Origin of the sequence: Runella rosea (genome assembly GCF_003325355.1) — a bacterium.
Lineage (GTDB): Bacteria > Bacteroidota > Bacteroidia > Cytophagales > Spirosomataceae > Runella > Runella rosea.
On record NZ_CP030850.1, the window covers coordinates 2,661,945 to 2,678,826 of the forward strand.

The 16,882-nt window shown below is 44.5% G+C and carries 13 protein-coding genes; 8 read left to right on the top strand and 5 right to left on the bottom strand.

Features of this window, described 5'->3' with window-relative positions; all coding sequences use genetic code 11:
• Positions 1 to 16: 16 nt before the first annotated feature.
• Both DR864_RS11275 and DR864_RS11280 read left to right on the top strand, forming a co-directional pair.
• Positions 17 to 2,326: a phage tail protein gene (locus DR864_RS11275; RefSeq protein ID WP_114067068.1), complete on the top strand. Its 2,310-nt coding sequence runs from the start codon at positions 17 to 19 to the stop codon at positions 2,324 to 2,326.
• 100 nt (positions 2,327 to 2,426) lie between these two features.
• Positions 2,427 to 2,888, top strand: a complete 462-nt coding sequence (locus DR864_RS11280) for a hypothetical protein (protein ID WP_114067069.1) — start codon at positions 2,427 to 2,429, stop codon at positions 2,886 to 2,888.
• 46 nt (positions 2,889 to 2,934) lie between these two features.
• Here the strand turns inward: DR864_RS11280 and DR864_RS11285 are convergent, their stop codons facing one another.
• Entirely contained in the window at positions 2,935 to 3,912 is a 978-nt protein-coding gene (locus DR864_RS11285) for a polyprenyl synthetase family protein (RefSeq protein ID WP_114067070.1), read from the bottom strand.
• Between the two features lie 261 nt (positions 3,913 to 4,173).
• Here DR864_RS11285 and DR864_RS11290 point away from each other — a divergent pair, with 261 nt between their 5' ends.
• From DR864_RS11290 to DR864_RS11305, 4 genes are all read left to right on the top strand, one after another.
• The gene (locus DR864_RS11290) at positions 4,174 to 5,502 is read left to right on the top strand and encodes a D-alanyl-D-alanine carboxypeptidase/D-alanyl-D-alanine-endopeptidase (protein WP_114067071.1); all 1,329 of its coding nucleotides are present in this window, start codon (positions 4,174 to 4,176) and stop codon (positions 5,500 to 5,502) included.
• Positions 5,503 to 5,563: 61 nt separating this feature from the next.
• Positions 5,564 to 6,757, top strand: coding sequence for a DUF2252 domain-containing protein (locus tag DR864_RS11295; RefSeq protein ID WP_114067072.1), 1,194 nt, complete (start codon positions 5,564 to 5,566; stop codon positions 6,755 to 6,757).
• A 241-nt stretch (positions 6,758 to 6,998) separates the two neighbouring features.
• Positions 6,999 to 9,665, top strand: coding sequence for a DUF5686 and carboxypeptidase regulatory-like domain-containing protein (locus DR864_RS11300; RefSeq protein WP_162793726.1), 2,667 nt, complete (start codon positions 6,999 to 7,001; stop codon positions 9,663 to 9,665).
• A gap of 166 nt (positions 9,666 to 9,831) precedes the next feature.
• Positions 9,832 to 10,305 (top strand): DUF4262 domain-containing protein, encoded by a 474-nt coding sequence (locus DR864_RS11305; protein ID WP_114067074.1) that lies wholly within the window; start codon positions 9,832 to 9,834, stop codon positions 10,303 to 10,305.
• Between the two features lie 55 nt (positions 10,306 to 10,360).
• Here DR864_RS11305 and DR864_RS11310 read toward each other — a convergent pair whose 3' ends face one another.
• Complete coding sequence (locus tag DR864_RS11310; RefSeq protein ID WP_114067075.1) at positions 10,361 to 11,860, bottom strand: 3-deoxy-D-manno-octulosonic acid transferase; 1,500 nt, start codon at positions 11,858 to 11,860, stop codon at positions 10,361 to 10,363.
• Positions 11,861 to 11,925: 65 nt separating this feature from the next.
• Between DR864_RS11310 and ytxJ the strand changes: the two genes are divergently transcribed.
• Entirely contained in the window at positions 11,926 to 12,273 is a 348-nt protein-coding gene (gene ytxJ, locus DR864_RS11315; protein WP_114067076.1) for a bacillithiol system redox-active protein YtxJ, read from the top strand.
• Positions 12,274 to 12,308: 35 nt separating this feature from the next.
• Here the strand turns inward: ytxJ and uvrC are convergent, their stop codons facing one another.
• Positions 12,309 to 14,114, bottom strand: a complete 1,806-nt coding sequence (gene uvrC, locus DR864_RS11320) for an excinuclease ABC subunit UvrC (RefSeq protein WP_114067077.1) — start codon at positions 14,112 to 14,114, stop codon at positions 12,309 to 12,311.
• Positions 14,115 to 14,392: 278 nt separating this feature from the next.
• On the opposite strand from uvrC, the gene DR864_RS11325 reads away from it, so the two are divergent.
• Positions 14,393 to 15,070, top strand: a complete 678-nt coding sequence (locus DR864_RS11325) for a hypothetical protein (protein ID WP_162793728.1) — start codon at positions 14,393 to 14,395, stop codon at positions 15,068 to 15,070.
• Between the two features lie 103 nt (positions 15,071 to 15,173).
• On the opposite strand, the gene DR864_RS11330 is transcribed toward DR864_RS11325, so the two are convergent.
• Both DR864_RS11330 and DR864_RS11335 read right to left on the bottom strand, forming a co-directional pair.
• Positions 15,174 to 15,566, bottom strand: a complete 393-nt coding sequence (locus DR864_RS11330; RefSeq protein ID WP_162793730.1) for an energy transducer TonB — start codon at positions 15,564 to 15,566, stop codon at positions 15,174 to 15,176.
• Positions 15,567 to 15,657: 91 nt separating this feature from the next.
• Positions 15,658 to 16,503 (bottom strand): energy transducer TonB, encoded by an 846-nt coding sequence (locus tag DR864_RS11335; RefSeq protein WP_114067080.1) that lies wholly within the window; start codon positions 16,501 to 16,503, stop codon positions 15,658 to 15,660.
• Positions 16,504 to 16,882: the final 379 nt, after the last annotated feature.

Consider the following 16,882-nt stretch of genomic DNA (forward strand, 5'->3'; position numbering starts at 1 on the left):
TAACTGTCCAATATCCATGAAAATCATTCTCCAACTTTCTGCCTTATTATTTACCATTATGGTATTTTTATATGGCTGTAATGACAAAAAAGCCCCTGCTTCTCCCAGTGCTGTTCCAACGTTAGGGACAACCACATCGGGGGCCATCACCGAAAACTCCCTTGCCATAAGCAGTGCCATTCAGACCAATGGCGAAAACTCAATCATCCAACATGGCTATGTATATTCAGAAACGAATAAAACACCCACCGACGCCGACAGCAAGATCACTTTAGGAGTAAATGCAGGACCCTTTCCGGCCACTTTTTTCGGTACTATTACGGGCTTGAAAGCCAACACTACATACCATATACGCTCTTATGCCACCAACAGCAACGGTATTGGTTACGGCTCAGCAATCGAAGCAAAAACCTCCGTAGAGACCAAAGCACCAACCTTAGAAACAGCACCGAGTGTTGAAGAAGTGACCACCGGCTCTTTTAAATTAACCGCTTCCATCAAAGACAATAATGGCAACCCTATTTCGCAATATGGCTATGTATATTCGGAAACCAATAAAGTACCCACCATGGAAGCCGACAGCAAAACAGAAATGGGTGCTCACGGCGGTCCCTATCCGGCTTCTTTTTCAGGTACGATTATCAATCTTAAAGCCAATACCCTTTATTATGTACGGCCTTATGCTGCCAACAGCAAAGGAACCGGCTATGGACCGGCAGCGGAACTAAAAACCAAGGCGGAGCTAACCGTTCCGACAATGGAAGCCAATGCTACAGTTGAAGAAATAAAAACCAACTCATTTAAGGTAACAGGCACAATTTTGAACAATGGCGGTTCAGTGGTTATTCAACATGGACACGTTTACTCTTCTACGGATAAAAACCCCACAACTACCGGCCCTAACACCCAATTAAAGGCTAACAACGGGCCTTTTCCAAGTAAATATGTGAGCACCATAACTAACCTGTCAGAAGGAGTAACCTACTTTGTGCGTTCGTATGCTACCAATGAGAAAGGCACTGGTTATGGTACTGCAATAGAAGTAAAAACGGTAGCAACTTCAGCTCCGATATTGGCCGCCAACATGGTTATAGATGCCATTACTTATAATTCCATCAGCGTTAGCAATACTATCAATTCCGATGGCAATTTGCCCATTACCCAACATGGCCATTTACTGTCCGTTAAAAATAACCCAACCATTGAGACGCTTTCGGGCAATGGGGTAAGGACACAAAAGGGAGAGTATACAGGAGCTTTTCCAAAACCGTTCAGCAGTACATTTTCTACCGGGCTTGACGAAAATACCACTTATTACCTGCGCCCATATGCCATCAATGCCAAAGGAACCACTTATGGTACTACGGTTCCGATCAAAACTCAGGTGGCAACTCCAACTTTTACAAAGCCGACCAATTTTGAAGACGTTCCTGTTTATAGTATTATTTTAGAAACCTCCACCTCAACCATCGATGATGGCGACACTGACAGCCCGGTTTCGGTAGAATTCAACCCCAATATGGGAGGTACAGAAAATACCTTCTTCTTAGACCTCGGCAAGTTATCTTTTGGCGGCAGCAATGATTATCCGGCGCATAGCGAAGATGACCGGGAAAAAGGGCAAGTACAAAAGTATTATATCGCTACTCCCGCAGTAAAAACAATCAAGGATATCATTCATTTAACCCTGCGGATTCACGGAGATGACGGATGGGCTATTTCAAAGATTAGATTGATTGTCAATGGGTATGAACTTTTTACAAAATCGTACCAAAATCATTGGATTGAAGATGACAAAAGCAGTAAAAATCTCCCTACGCTGACCATTCCTTACAATGAATTACGTACATCAAAATGGTCGTATGCCGGAGCTCCGAGCATACATATAGCTTCTCAACAAATCAAAGCGCAGGAGTTGGTACGTCTGATGGAAGGAATCATGGGCGACGAATTGGAAAGCGGAGGCTACAAATCAGGATCAGTGGGTGGTCTGTTTAACGGCACCTTGGAATGGGATGACACTGAAGCTGTTAAAATAGTGCCCAACAATAATTCAGTCTATGTCCGATTTGACTTTGCCCTGAAACTAAAGCGGAAAAATACTACAGATACAGATGGTACTTTCAGCTTTGCCCTATGGAGAGAGTGCCAAAATGGCTCAGTTACCTTTAAAATTACAGATTTACAATCCACTAATAATAATTTTCCGGCGGGCTCTTTCCGAAAAAACAACATCGAAAACGCAATAAAGGCTATTCTTACGCGAACCCTAAACATTCCCTGCAAAGCAGCCTTCAACTCAGCCGGCGATCTTATTTATTGGTAATAGAAGGAGTTTAATGCTGAGTTAGTGTTCAGACAGCTCATCATTATGAAGACCATAAAACACTTTGAAAAACCATTTATCATGCTTTAAACAACAAAACATGGAAACTTGTGACATCGCCAATGATCTGGAACAATATGGCAGCCTTAAAAACGGCAGTAAGGTAGTCATTGATAAAAAAAAGGACGAAGGCAGTTGTTGGGAATTTGTAGAAATGGCCCTGCGCGAAAAAGGTTATCAAAACCATGAAAAAGGTGGTCTTGGTGACCTGTATGTCTGGGGAGCACCCGTTGATGAGCGCTTAATCAAAACCGGGGATATTCTGCAATTTTATAAACATGAGTACAAACTAAAAAACGGAACACGGTCTAAAAGAGGGCCGCTCCACACCGCTATTGTATCCTCCTACAATGATGACCGGTCTATTGTGAGAGTATGGGAACAGCATGTGACAAAACCGTCACGGGTAGTGAGAAATAAGGTGTATCTCAAGGCTACCGGCGACTGTGAGGAAGTGATAGGCGAAGTAAAGGCTTTTCGTCCTGTCAAAAGATTAAGATAATACTTCTGCTGAGAGCCAAGGGCTGTGTATGCACAGCCCTTGGCTCTCAGCTCTCTCGTCCTACCAAAAACTCCGCAAATTCAATCAGCGGTTTTTTACGTTCTACTGGCAATGGGAGGTTTTCCAACGCCTCAAAACCCTTGGAAAAATACGCATCGGCCATCGTTTGGGCGAGGGTATCAAGACCAAGTTGCGTATAAATTTCGGTGACAGCGGCTACTTTGTCAGATGTGTCGTAAGTGCCCTGCTCAAGACTTAACCAGTTGTTCAAATCGTCTTTGGTTTTTCCTTCGGCTAGCAGCAGCGCTTCGATGAGCATGAAGGTTTTTTTATTGGCAATGATGTCACCTCCTACCTGTTTGCCAAACTTTTCGGGGTCGCCGTACACATCCAACAAGTCATCTTTGAGTTGAAATCCTAGCCCCATATTGACGCCCGCGTCGTAGAGCAATTGGGTGGTTGCTTCGTCAGCCCCCGCAATCATACCCCCTAATTCCATCGCAAAGCCCAGTAGAACCGAGGTTTTGAGGCGAATCATGCCAATGTATTCTTCCTGAGAAACATCAGCACGTTTTTCAAAATTCATGTCTAGCTGCTGCCCTTCACATACTTCAGCAGCGGTGCGGTTGAAGCGACGGATGACGCGCGGCAGTTGTGCGGGGGCCACATCCAACAACAATTCATAGGCATTGACCAGCATCACATCCCCCGACAAAATAGCGGTATTGGCGTTCCATTTTTCATGCACCGTAGGCTTGCCGCGCCGCAGCGGCGCACAGTCCATGATGTCGTCGTGCATGAGCGTAAAATTGTGAAAAACTTCAACGGCAATCGCTGGCTTGAGGGCTTTTTGCCAATCATTAATAAAAAGATTGGCCGACAAAACCGTCAGTAAAGGCCGTAAACGCTTGCCTCCCAACGACATAATATAACGAATGGGCTCGTACAATTCGGCAGGCTCCTCGCCGTAAGCAGTATGTTGAATTTGTTTTGAAATTGCTTCCAGATAGGGTTGAAAAGTCATCAGAATTTCGGGTTGTCTGTTGTCGGTCTTTTGTTATTGGTTATTATACGTTGATTAATAGAACTTTGCAAATAACGGGCAACAAATAATGATTAATTTTAATGGGTTTTGAGCCAAAAATAATGGAACTTATGGGTATAAACGGTCAGCTGGCGAAAAAGTTTTGAGTATCTTGCGCGAAAAGCCCGACTCAACCCATGCTTCTTATCATTTAAACCTTTATACAACTTCATCTTCTAACTACCCACAATCCTTCACATCATGTTGCGCTCTTTACACGCTTACCTTTTTACTTTCTACTGTTGTTTTTTACTGAGTAGTTGTGCGTCTTCACAGCCTAAAACAGCCGTAGCAACGCCTCAATCCACCAACAAATGGCGTGATTTAGTGGCCAATTCGCCCGTTTTTCGCCAAAGCCACGCTGGATTTGCGCTTTATGACCTTGAAAAACAAGAAACCGTAGCCGAGTATCAATCTGACCGTTATTTTGTCCCCGCTTCCAATACCAAATTGTTTACGCTGTACGCTGGGCTTTGTCTTTTGGGCGACTCTATCCCCGCCCTACGGTACACCACCACGGGCGACTCCCTGATTTTTTGGGGCACAGGCGACCCAAACCTGTTGCACCCAGACATGCCGTCGAGCGGGGTTTTTGACGCGTTAAAAAATTGGCAGGGACACCTGCTTTATTACCCGCACAACTACATCGGCAAGCGGCTCGGGCCAGGCTGGTCGTGGGGTGATTATGCCGATTATTATCAGGCCGAACTCTCTGCACTTCCGTTGTATGGCAACGTGGTACGTTTTACCAACAGCAACGTCAGTCCACGGATTTTCAAAGATAGCCTGCGCACGGCGGGCTGGTCTGATGAGTTTAAACTGTCGCGCGATGAGTTCAATAACTCATTTTTTTCTACGGGCTGGCCCACTAAATCATTTACAGAAGATGTACCCTACCGAACTTCGCCAGGATTGAATGCTCGGTTATTGGCCGATAGCCTAAAAAGAGAAGTGAAATTAATTCATAAGCTACGGCCAGGTATTTCGTATCGCACTTTGAAAGGATTACCGATTGATACGCTCTACCGCCGCATGATGCACGTCAGCGACAATATGTTTGCCGAACAAGTGATGTTGATGTGCGCTTCGCAATTGGATACCAACAACATCGGCTTTGAAAGCAAACAAAGCATTGATTACGTCAAAAAACAATTATTGACGGATTTGCCCGATGAACCCATTTGGGAAGATGGCTCGGGATTGTCGCGTTATAATTTATTTACGCCCCGTTCGATTATCAAATTATTGCAAAAAATCTATGACAAAGTCCCTGACCAACAGCGGCTCTTTGGGATGATGGCCGTAGGTGGAAAAGCTGGCACCATCAAAAACCAATACAAATCGAAGGAACCGTTTGTTTTTGCCAAAACAGGCTCTCTATCAAATGTTTACTGCCTGAGTGGTTATTTAAAAACTAAAAAAGGTAAAGTATTACTTTTTAGTATGATGAACAATAATTACATCGTTAAAACTGCCGAAATTCGCCGAGAAGTAGAGCGTATTTTAACAGAAATACACGAGAAATATTGAGTAAAACAATAATTACGCAGAGACCTTGTTAGATAAATCATCCATAGAATCAGCTACGACAATGACGGCAATAGAACAAATAAAACAATACAACGCAGGCCGCAACGCGCTGTTGTTGGCGCACAAATACGAGCGCATGACGGGAGATTTATATCGTTTTTTTCGGGCAACGGGCCATTTGTTTTATAATGATTTTGCGCAGCACTTTTCGACCGTTGATACCTCACGGGTATGGGGGTGCGGTGATTTGCATTTGCAGAATTTCGGCACCTACAAAGCCGAAAATCGGCTGGTATATTTTGATTTGAACGATTTTGATGAAGCTATGCAGGTGCCAGCCACTTGGGAATTGAGCCGGATGCTGGTGAGTATTCACTTAGCCGCCGAAGAGCTAGACTTGGAAGAAGCCGAATGCAACCTGCTAGTCAAGTCGTTTTTAAACAGTTATACCCAAACACTTTTGAGTGGAAAACCCATTGACATTGAGCGCCGTACGGCCACAGGAATGTTGCAGGCATTCATGGAAAAATTGGAAAAACGGCGAAGAAAAGACCTGATCAAAGAGCGCACCGTAAAAGTTGATGGCGAACGAAAGCTGAATGTTGACAACGAAAAGGTGGTGAGTATTTTGCCTGAACAAAAAACGATGGTGGAGCAAATGGTGATGGAGTGGCAACAACAACACCCCAACCCTTTTTTTAAACGTATCTGTGACGTGGGTATCCGAGTCACGGGTACGGCGAGTTTGGGGCTGGAGCGCTACGTTTTGTTGGTAGAAAGTCCCAACGAAAAATTGTATCTCCTCGACCTCAAAGAAGCACGGCATTCTATTTTAAGTCCACATATTCAGTTGCCCCAACCCCTTTGGGAAACGGAAGCACAACGTATTGCGGAAATCCAAAAGCGTGTAAACAATGTACTTCCTACCCTCCTGAACCCCATCGCCAACGGCACCAAATCGTACATCCTGAAAGAATTACAACCCGAACAGGACAAATTTGACTTTGAATATTGGGATGGAGAAATGGAGAGCCTGGAAAACCTGATTCGGACTATGGCCATGCTGACCGCCTCTGGACACCTTCGCAGTGCAGGGCGGCAGGGGTCGTCTATTGCCGATGAGCTCATTGCTTTTGCGCAGGAGACGCAATGGCAGCAGGATTTAATTTTCTATTGTAAAGCCTACCCCACCAAAGTACATCAGGATTATTTTGATTTTTGTGAAGCCTACGAAGAAGGTTTTTTTGAGGAATAACGCGGTAAGCAGGAAATACCAAAAACCTCTTGCCTTTCGTTTGATGATAGCAAGCTGATAATTCCTACTTGAAAAAAAGGTATTTTCGATTAAATTTGTTTTAACCCAAGCGCAAGCCATTACTGCCAAAACCCACAAGGAGTTCAGCAAAAGTTTAATGAAGTTTTTATCAAAACGAATCGTTTTCCCGTATATAATGCTAAATGGATAAGTGATGCGTTTAAAATGACACATCATTATTTTGAGGATTTTATACGCCGCTAATCGCCCCGCCATGACTTTGTACCGAGTATTATTGCTTCTATTACTGGGCACTTCTGCGTTTGCGGGAGGGATTCGAGGTGTTGTTAAAACTACGAAAGGTGAGCCGCTGGCTTATGCCGCCATTGCCGTAAAGGGCACAAATTTGGGAACAATGGCCAATGCCGAAGGACGTTATGAATTGACATTGCAACCCGGGCGGCATGAAGTTATATTTCAGTATTTAGGGTTTAAAACCATTCTCAAAATCGTGGAGGTAACGACCGATTTTCAAATCCTTGATGCCACCCTCGAAGAACAAGCACTCAACATCAACGAAGTAAAAATAGGCTCCAAAAGCGAAGATCCCGCCTACACCATCATGCGGCGGGCCATTGCAAAATCACGTTTTCATGCTTTGCAGGTGGCTTCTTACAGCGCCCGAGCTTACATCAAAACGACGGGGGTAGCCACCCAAATTCCATTTTTTGCCGAAAAAGCGCTCAAAAAAGAAGGCATTGAAGAAGGTCGCCCCATTCTGAACGAAAGTGTGAATGAAATCACTTTTCGACAACCAAACAATTATCAACAACGCATTATCTCGACCCGTAACAGCCTGGACAACAGCGCACCTAGCCCCAATGCCTTTGTGTTGGCCAGTTTCTATGACCCTACCGTCGGCGATGCTGTGTCGCCGCTTTCGCCCAAGGCCTTTGGGTATTATAAATTTGAATACGAAGGTTCGTTTCGCGAAGGAGATTTGGAAGTAAACCGCATCAAAGTCATTCCGCGCTCCTACGGCGAGGGGGTTTTTAAAGGTCGGATTTATATCATCGAAAACACCTGGGCCATTCACAGCCTCGACCTCCAAACCACGGTTCAGAGCCTCGACGTAGACGTCAAGCAAGTCTTTAATCCTGTGCAGCAAATATGGATGCCTACCAACTTGCAGTTCCGGTTTGGTGGCTCTATGATGGGTTTTTCGGGTGAATTCAAGTACATTATTTCGATGACCTACAAAAACCTCATCGTCAATCCCGCCTTTAAGGAGTCGGTGACGGTATTGGACGAAAAATTTGAAAAACCCACCAACGACCTGACCAAAAAAGACCTGCGCACCAAGAAACTCAACGAGTTGGCCAAACAGCAAAAAGAAGTTTCGACCAAACAGATGCGCAAGATCATGAAGGAATACGAAAAACAAGAACGACAGGAGCGTAAAGAACAAAAGGAAGACCTCAATGTAGTGCGTAATGATTCCATCATCATTGATTCGATGGCCAACAAACGCAGCGATACTTTTTGGAATGAGATTCGCACGATTCCGCTCACCGAAATCGAAACCAAAAGCTACAAACACTCTGACAGTCTGCGGATTGTGAAACAAATCGAATTCAAAGCCGATAGCACCAAAGCCAAGAGAGATTCTTCCAAAGTAAATTTTATCAGCATTCTAACGGGGCGCTCGTTTCGACTTTCCAAGAAATGGGTGCTGGACTATGAGGGGCCTTTTCAACCCCAAAATGCCACCTACAATACCGTCGACGGCTACGTGCTGGAAAGCAGTTTTAATTTCAAGCGGCAATTCAACCGCGACAATACCTATTACATCAAACCACTCGTGCGCTATGCCTTCGGCCGAGAGGCGGTTTCGGGAATCATGACCACGGGTTGGGCCGGACGCCGGCGCGGTATTTCGCTGACGGGCGGGCGGTTCGTGTCACAATTTAACGCTGACAATCCCATCAGTGCAAACGTCAACACGACTTCTACGTTGTGGTTCGAGAATAATTTCATGAAAATTTACGAAAAGGATTTCGGGAAATTATCTTTCAACTACGCTCGCTTGGCCGACGTTTTTAGCATCAAAGGAAACCTAGAATACGGTCGCCGCTATGAGCTAATCAACCTCGAAAACGCCCGCCCGTGGATTCGATGGAATCAATTTGCTTTTTCGCCTAATGCTCCTTTTAACCAAGAATATAGCAACAAATTTGCCGCTAAAGAATTGAATTACCGCTTCGAAACCCACGAAGCTCTCACTTTTGACCTTTCAATCACGTGGCGACCCGGCCAGCAATACCGCATTTACAACGGCCGCAAAAGATACCTAAACAATAAGAATCCGTCGGTCATTTTGAAATACTCGAAAGGAATTCCAGACATTGCCAACAGCGTAGTAGATTATGATTTGGTAGAGCTGAGTCTAAAGCAGGATGTACAGACGGGCGTGCGGAGCGAGCTGCATTATATTTTTTCGGCGGGTACTTTTCTCAACAATCGTAGCGTGTATTTTATGGATTATAAGCACTTTATGGGCAATCAGGCATTCGTACAATACGGTGATGCTTTTGCGCAATTCCGTGCCTTGAATTATTATCGATACAGTACTTCCGAACGTTTTCTGGAAGCCCACGTCATCAACGAGTCGCGTCGCCTTTTGCTGACCCGCATTCCTTTTGTGCGCTTGGCAGGCTTGAAAGAAAACCTCATGGTGCATTACCTGCTCACGCCTACCCTCCCACACTACACCGAGCTCGGCTACGGACTGGATGGTTTGATTCCGGGCTTCCCCTTTTTCAGGGTAGAAGCCGTGGCCGTATTTCAGGATTTCAAGTACCAACGTACCGTTTTTAGAATCGGAACCACGTTGAAATTTGGGCGATAGTAAGGGGTAGTACAGTATTATAAAATATTTGTCGCACTCGTTAAAAATGGCACACTGATGATGCGGATCCTGAATCCCAACATTCATCCAGACGGGAATGCTGATTTCCGCTGATTGAGCCGTTTCATTATTTTTGCTAAATTTTTAATACTCAGATTTTATTAAAATGACTAAAGCAGAACAAAAGGTATTGGATGATATTGAAAAATACGGGTATCATATTATCAATGTTGCTAATACTGGAGATGAAAAGGACATTGAATTTTCGTATTCAATAGGACTTTTTACGACTTTTCATAAGCCTGAAGTTTTAGTTTTGGGTTTATCCATAGATATAAGAAATATCCTAATTGAAAATGTAGCTTATGCTTATGAGCAGGGAACAGAATTTCGAATAGGTGAGTTTAGTGGAGAAATAATCAATAATTATAACTGCTTAATTATTGATGTTGAAAAACATTTATACAAAGAATATGTAGGTTGGGCAATGTGGTATAACCACTACAAAGACTTTCCCATCATTCAAATTATCTACCCTCTTAAAAGCGGTCTTTTTCCATGGCAATCGGAGTTTCCCGAAGAATTGAAGTATCCAATTCTGAATATCAACTATGCCAATGGCTGCAATGATTGGGCCTAGCACCGCCTTGTCATTTTGCAAAATCTAACGTTGGCCGCGTCGCGGTTTTAGATGCTTACCGCATAACAAATTTATTGGCTACTACCGCCATTACTTTCTCCGTAGCACCTGCATTTTTCTGCACGTATTCGCGGCAAATATCGGACTTTTGCTTTTTTAAGACCTCATTCTCATACACTTCTGTAAAGGCTTTGATAAACTCATCGGCATTGGCTACGGTCTGCGCGCCGCCAAGTTGGAGTAAATCCAGTGCTTCCTGAAACTTCTGATAGTAAGGCTGTCCGAAGAAAATTGGCATACCAAACACCGCCGGCTCCATCGTATTGTGCAATCCATCGCGGTAGCCGCCGCCCACAAACACAAAATCAGCGTAGCGGTAAATAGAAGAAAGCATACCCACGGTATCGAGAAAAAGCAGCGAAGAAGAACCCAAAGCGCCTTGTGAGAAATTTACGTTCTCCGTTTTCCTTTCATCCATTTGCCGTCCTTCATTTTCACCTTGTTCCAGCAACTGACTGTAAATAAGCGATTTAGTTGTCACTTTCTCTTGCCAACTTTTAATCTGTTCGGCTTTGATTTCATGCGGGGCTATAATTACCTTGAGAGGTTGGTTAAAGTTATTCAGGAATGAAAAAATCACTTCTAAGTCATCGGGCCACGCGGAGCCGACGATGAGCAGCGGCGTGTTGGATTTGAATTGTTCAATCAGCGGAAAGGTTTTGGCTTGTTTGGCAATTTGTACTACTCGGTCCAAACGTGTATCGCCTGCAAGCGTAACCTGCTCATAATCAATTGATTTAAGCAAAGACTCAGATTCATGATTCTGAACTAAAACATGGTCTAAACAAAAAAGCACATTTCGGTAAAAACCGCCGTATCCTTTAAAAAACAATTGATTGGGCCGAAAAATGGCCGAAAACAAGATAGCTGGAATGTTACGCTTTTTGAGTGCAAAAAGATAATTCGGCCAAAATTCGTACTTGATAAAAAGCGCCATATCGGGCTGAACGGCATCCAGAAAACGGGATACATTGGCGGGAGTATCGGCGGGTAAGTAGCAAACAATGTCCGCTTGGTCGTAGTCTTTTTTGTTTTCATAGCCCGACGGCGAAAAAAATGTCAAGACGATTTTGGCGGTGGGATATTGCTTTCGACACGCCTCAATCACGGGCCGCCCCTGTTCAAACTCACCCAAAGAAGCCGCATGAAACCAAATGGTGGATTTGTGATTTGTGACGGTCCGCCGCGCGGTTGGTGATTGGTGATTGGTGATTGTCCGTTCTCCGTTCTCCATTCCCCGTTCTCCTTCCTCCGATTTCCTACTTCTAACTTCTGACTTCTGACCTCCTTTCTCCGTTCTCCGTTCTCCATTCTCCGTTTTCCTACCTCCTACCTCTGACTTCTGACCTCCAGCTTTTAGCTTGTGACCTCCAATTAACGTCCACGTCTGTTCCTGCCCTTTGACCCACAGGCGGGTTTTGGCGTGAAAAAGGGCGGCTAATTTGGCAATGCCCTGCGCAAGATAAATTCCAAGGGTATAGATGAAAGCGAACAATTTTTGGATGAGTTACGTTATTTCCGTAAAAATAATCACTCAATCACTAATTCGCTCATAAATAAATGAATTGGCATCCACTCAATGACAGTGCCCAGTTGGAGGAAATCAAAAAAGAATCCCACCATTATCCCGTTTTGATTTTGAAACACAGCACGCGCTGTTCTATCAGTTCCGCCACGCTCGGGCGGTTGGAGCGCAGTTGGAAGAACGAAGAAGTAGGCGATTTAAAACCTTATTTTTTGGATTTGATTGCGTATCGTCCTATTTCTAATCAAATAGCCGAAGAATTTGAGGTAGAGCACGAGTCGCCGCAGGCACTCATCATCCGCAACGGCGAAAGCGTCTACGACGCCTCCCATTTTGACATTTCGTTTGACGACCTCAAAGCACAGGTCGCGGCTTTGGTCTGATGCTAATTAACGTAGAGCCGCAATGTTTTGCGGCTCTACTGTTCAATTGCTGCGAAATATTCCTTGATTTTTTGGGCCTTGTCTTTCCCCACAAACTGCGCGATTCGCTCAACGTCTGCCTCACGAATAGCCTTTACACCTCGAAATTCTTTGAGCAAATTAGCAGCCGTTTTCTTCCCGATCCCTTCGATATTTTCCAGCTCACTTACAAACGCACTGCGGCTCCGCTTATCGCGGTGATATGTGATAGCAAAACGGTGTGCTTCGTCGCGAATCTGTTGAATAAGGCGCAATGACTCTGATTTTTTATCGATGTACAACGGCAGCGTATCTTCCGGAAAATAGATTTCTTCCAACCGTTTGGCAATGCCCACAATGGGGATTTTGCCGTAAAGTTTCAACGCCTTGAGCGCATCGCAAGCCGCGCTGAGTTGGCCTTTTCCACCATCAACTACTATCAAATCAGGGAGTTCGGCTTGTTCTTCGAGCAGACGCGTGTAACGGCGCGTCACCACCTCGTGCATACTCGCAAAGTCGTTGGGTCCAATCACGGTTTTAATACTGAAATGTCGGTAGTCTTTCTTCGACGGGCGGCCTTCTTTAAAACAAACCATCGCCGCTACGGGGTTGGTACCCTGAATGTTGGAGTTGTCAAAACACTCAATATGGCGCGGCAGGCTTTTGAGTTGAAGGTCGGCTTTGAGCTTAATCAACACCCGGTCGCGGCGGTTGGTGGTGGCGCTGGATTCAATCATCTGCCGCTCCGCTTTTTCTTTTCGGAAAAAGTGCACGTTTTTAAGCGCCATTTCCAGCAAGCTACGTTTATCACCAATCTTCGGAATAGTGATTTCAGCTTTAAAATCGGTGGTAATGTCAATGTTAGAAATGATTTCTTTGGCGTCGCTTTCGTACGTGGTGCGCATTTCAAACAGCACCAACGCCAGAATTTCATCGTCGGGCTCGTCAAGTTTTTTCTTCACTTCGAGCGTCTGGGCAGCCATAATATACCCGTTCACGATTTTAAGGTAATTCACGTAGGCCGCGTCTTCGTCGGACGCAATCGCCACCACATCCACATTCCCGATTTTAGGGTTGATAACCGTTGATTTAGATTGGAAACTTTGCAGCGTTTCAAGCTTCATTTTCCATTCATGGGCCTTTTCAAATTCCATTTTCTCGGCCGCCGCAATCATATTTTCTTTAAAATAGTTTTGCGGAATGCTCAGTTGCCCCTTCAAAATCTGGTGAATTGAGGCCACTTCGCGGTCATAATCTTCCAGCGACTGTCGGCCCTCACACGGCCCTTTACAGCGCTTAAGGTGGTATTCCATGCAGACTTTAAACTTACCCGCCTCGATGTTTTCGGGGGTCAGATTGAGGTTACAGGTACGGAGCGTATACAACTCCCGAAACATATCGAGCAGGTTGTACATGGAGCGCGCATTGGCAAACGGCCCATAAAAAGTCCCCGTTTTTTTATCGAGCCGTCGAGAAGTCTCAACCCGAGGAAACGGCTCATTGAATACCTTGATAAAAGGGTACGTTTTATCGTCGCGGAGCAAGATGTTGAAACGCGGCTGATAGCGCTTGATGAGTTGGTTTTCGAGCAACAGCGCGTCAAATTCTGTGTGGACAATGGTGTATTCAATTCGCCGAATCTGGCTCACCAAACGCCTCGTTTTGCGGTCGGGGTGGTTTTTGACAAAATAACTACTGACGCGATTTTTGAGATTTTTGGCTTTCCCAACGTAAATAATCTCCTCTTCTTCGCTAAAATAACGGTATACTCCCGGCTCAGTCGGGATTTTAGCTAACTCTGCTTTGGCTTCAAAAACGGACATATTGGCTCAGTTTTTACTCACGACAAAGTTCGCCAAAGTTTGGGGAAAGAAAAATTGGGGAAGACACATATGCGTTTACATTGATTTCTCTAAAAAAGTAATCGACTACATTAAATCCTATACTCCCAATTTTTTCTGACAACGTTAAATAATTCACGATTCGCAAATTGCGAATTCTTGCCCCTCTTTTTACTTTTATCACTTACTTTGCGTCTTCATTCATTACAAATTTCAATAATCAGTTTTCAAAACACAACAGCCAATCAAAATCCCGTATTATGAAAAAGTCTCTTATTATCTTTCACTTCTTACTTTTCGCTTTCGGGGCAATTGCCCAAAACCAAGATTATCAGAACGTTGTTAGCGTTCAATCGGGCGTAAGTCTCTTTTCTCCCTTCCGGGGCACCATCACGGGTTCACAAGAATCGTCGGATACAACCGTCTCTTTTTCGTCGGGAAACGCCAGTAATTTCCCGCAAATCAACATCGCTTACGACCGTGGCATCAACAAGTGGTTTTCGATTGGCGGTGCCGTTAGTTACAATAAAGGCTCAATGGATTTGAAGAATGTAGTCTATAAGAAAACCGAAAACCTCGGCGATGTCACACTCAACGTATCGCGCATTACCATTGGAGCCCGTGCGTTGTTTCACTACGGCAACGCCAACCGCGTAGATATGTATTCGGGCGTTCGGTTGGGCGTCGGTATTTGGGGCGTAAATGCCAGTTCAAGTGCCGTCGACGGTAAACTCGACGAGGTTTTCAACGAAGCGGGCGGCAGCGGTATCTGGCGTACCGTACTCGGCAACAAGCTTAGAGGTGGATTTGTAATGCCTCAGGTACAGGTAATTCTATTTGGTCTGCGCGGCTACATTACCGAAAGTATCGGCCTAAACGGCGAACTCGCGGTAGGGAGCCCTTATTTTGCCTCGATTGGTATCAATTATCGTTTCTAATTAAAGTAATCTGGGGTCAGACGGTTTAAAAACCGTCTGACCCCAAAATTTCACAGTCGTCGTTTTCTCTGTACCAAGTGGTTGAAAAATTTACAACGCACTCTTATTCAACTGCGAAACGAATAGGTAAAAAATACTGAACTCGTAAGTTTTTTCCACTTTGACGACCCGGTTTCCATTTCGGAAATTCATTAAAAACTCTTAATGCTTCTTCATCACATCCGTATCCAAGACCGCGTGTGATTTCTGCGTTAGTGATACGACCATCTGCCTCTATTATAAATCTCAGATGAACCACTCCCTTAATTTTTGCTTCACGCGCCGCAGCAGGATATTTTAAATGGTACTTTATAAACCTCATCAAGGAATCTTGACCACCCATAAATTGCGGTGGTTCTTCCACAAGTACAAAAACCATTTCTTTTTCAGTTTGCTGTGCCCACCCTGACAAAGAAAAAAACAGGAGCGTTAATAGATACCATTTTTGATGTTTCATTGAGGAGCGAGTTCTCATTAATTATTTATTGTAACTACCTTAAAGTTGAACTGTACCTAAGTATCGGACGATTTAGACTAACACTTACTATTTACTCCAGTGCAAATACAATCGGCATCGTAAATTTTACTCGTACGGCCCGTCCAGATTGCTTGCCCGGTTTCCATTTGGGCATCAATTTCATCACGCGAATCGCTTCTTCGTCGCACCCAAAACCAATACCCCGAATCACGTTGATATTGGACAACGAGCCGTCTGGCTCTACCGTAAACGTCAGGTACACCCGCCCTTGGATGTTGCTTCGTTGCGCGGGGCTCGGATAATGCAGGTTTTTCATTAAAAAGGTCCGTAAGCCCTCATTACCACCTGCGAATTGCGGGTCAATTTCTACTTTTTCAAATATTTCAGGTGCTTTGGCTTCCACCTCGGCAGGTTTTGTATTTTCAGAAACTGGCAAATCTTCGGGAGGCGCTATGATGGCTACTTCCTCCGGGCCCGTTCCTTCAATGGTTTCCTGACCCGGGTTGGCTTTCGCCAAGTCTTCAACGGGAGGCGGCAGCTCTTCATGCGGAGGGTCTTTGAGCACTTCCAACATTCGATAACGCACGGAGGTCTGCTTCGGGAGTTCTTTGGGTTTCTCCAATTCAGGAAGCGGCTTTTCTTCTTTCGGAACAGGTTTTATGTCCATAACTTCGAATTCACTCATGGAATATTCAGTCTCCTGAGGGGCCAGACTTCCGTAGAGTATTGGCCCAATAAACAGCAACAGAAACAGGCCAATGCCCAGCAAAACGGCATTTCGAAGCACTTTAGGATAAGATTTTCGGAGATCATACGCGCCGTAAGCACGGTGACGATTCATAAAAACGATGTCGTCCAACGTCATAGCTTCGCTACTCTCAGCCAAAGCTGGGAAGGGGTGTTTATAATTACTCATGGCTATTTTTAGTTTAGAATTAGTATTTTTCAGTTCTACAGAAAATGGCTTTTTATACCTAGCCCCTCATAATCATTTGATTTTCAACAACTTTAAACTTTAAAAAACGAGACATTGAAGGAAAAACTCTCTTGTATATACGCAGACGATTTACAGCTTTTGACAACGTATGTATTTTAGGTATAAGAACCGAGCTAACAAAGGAGTAAAAATGAAGGATAAAGTTACGAGCTATACGAGCCAATGGCACAACACCTCGTGATTGGCGCAAGCAGGGCACTCAAAAAAAAATGATGGCTGTTAAAAGGCAATGCTACGCTAGAAAAGCCAAAATGGCTTTCTCATTCAGCGAAAAAAAGCTGTTTAATCCTAAAATAGA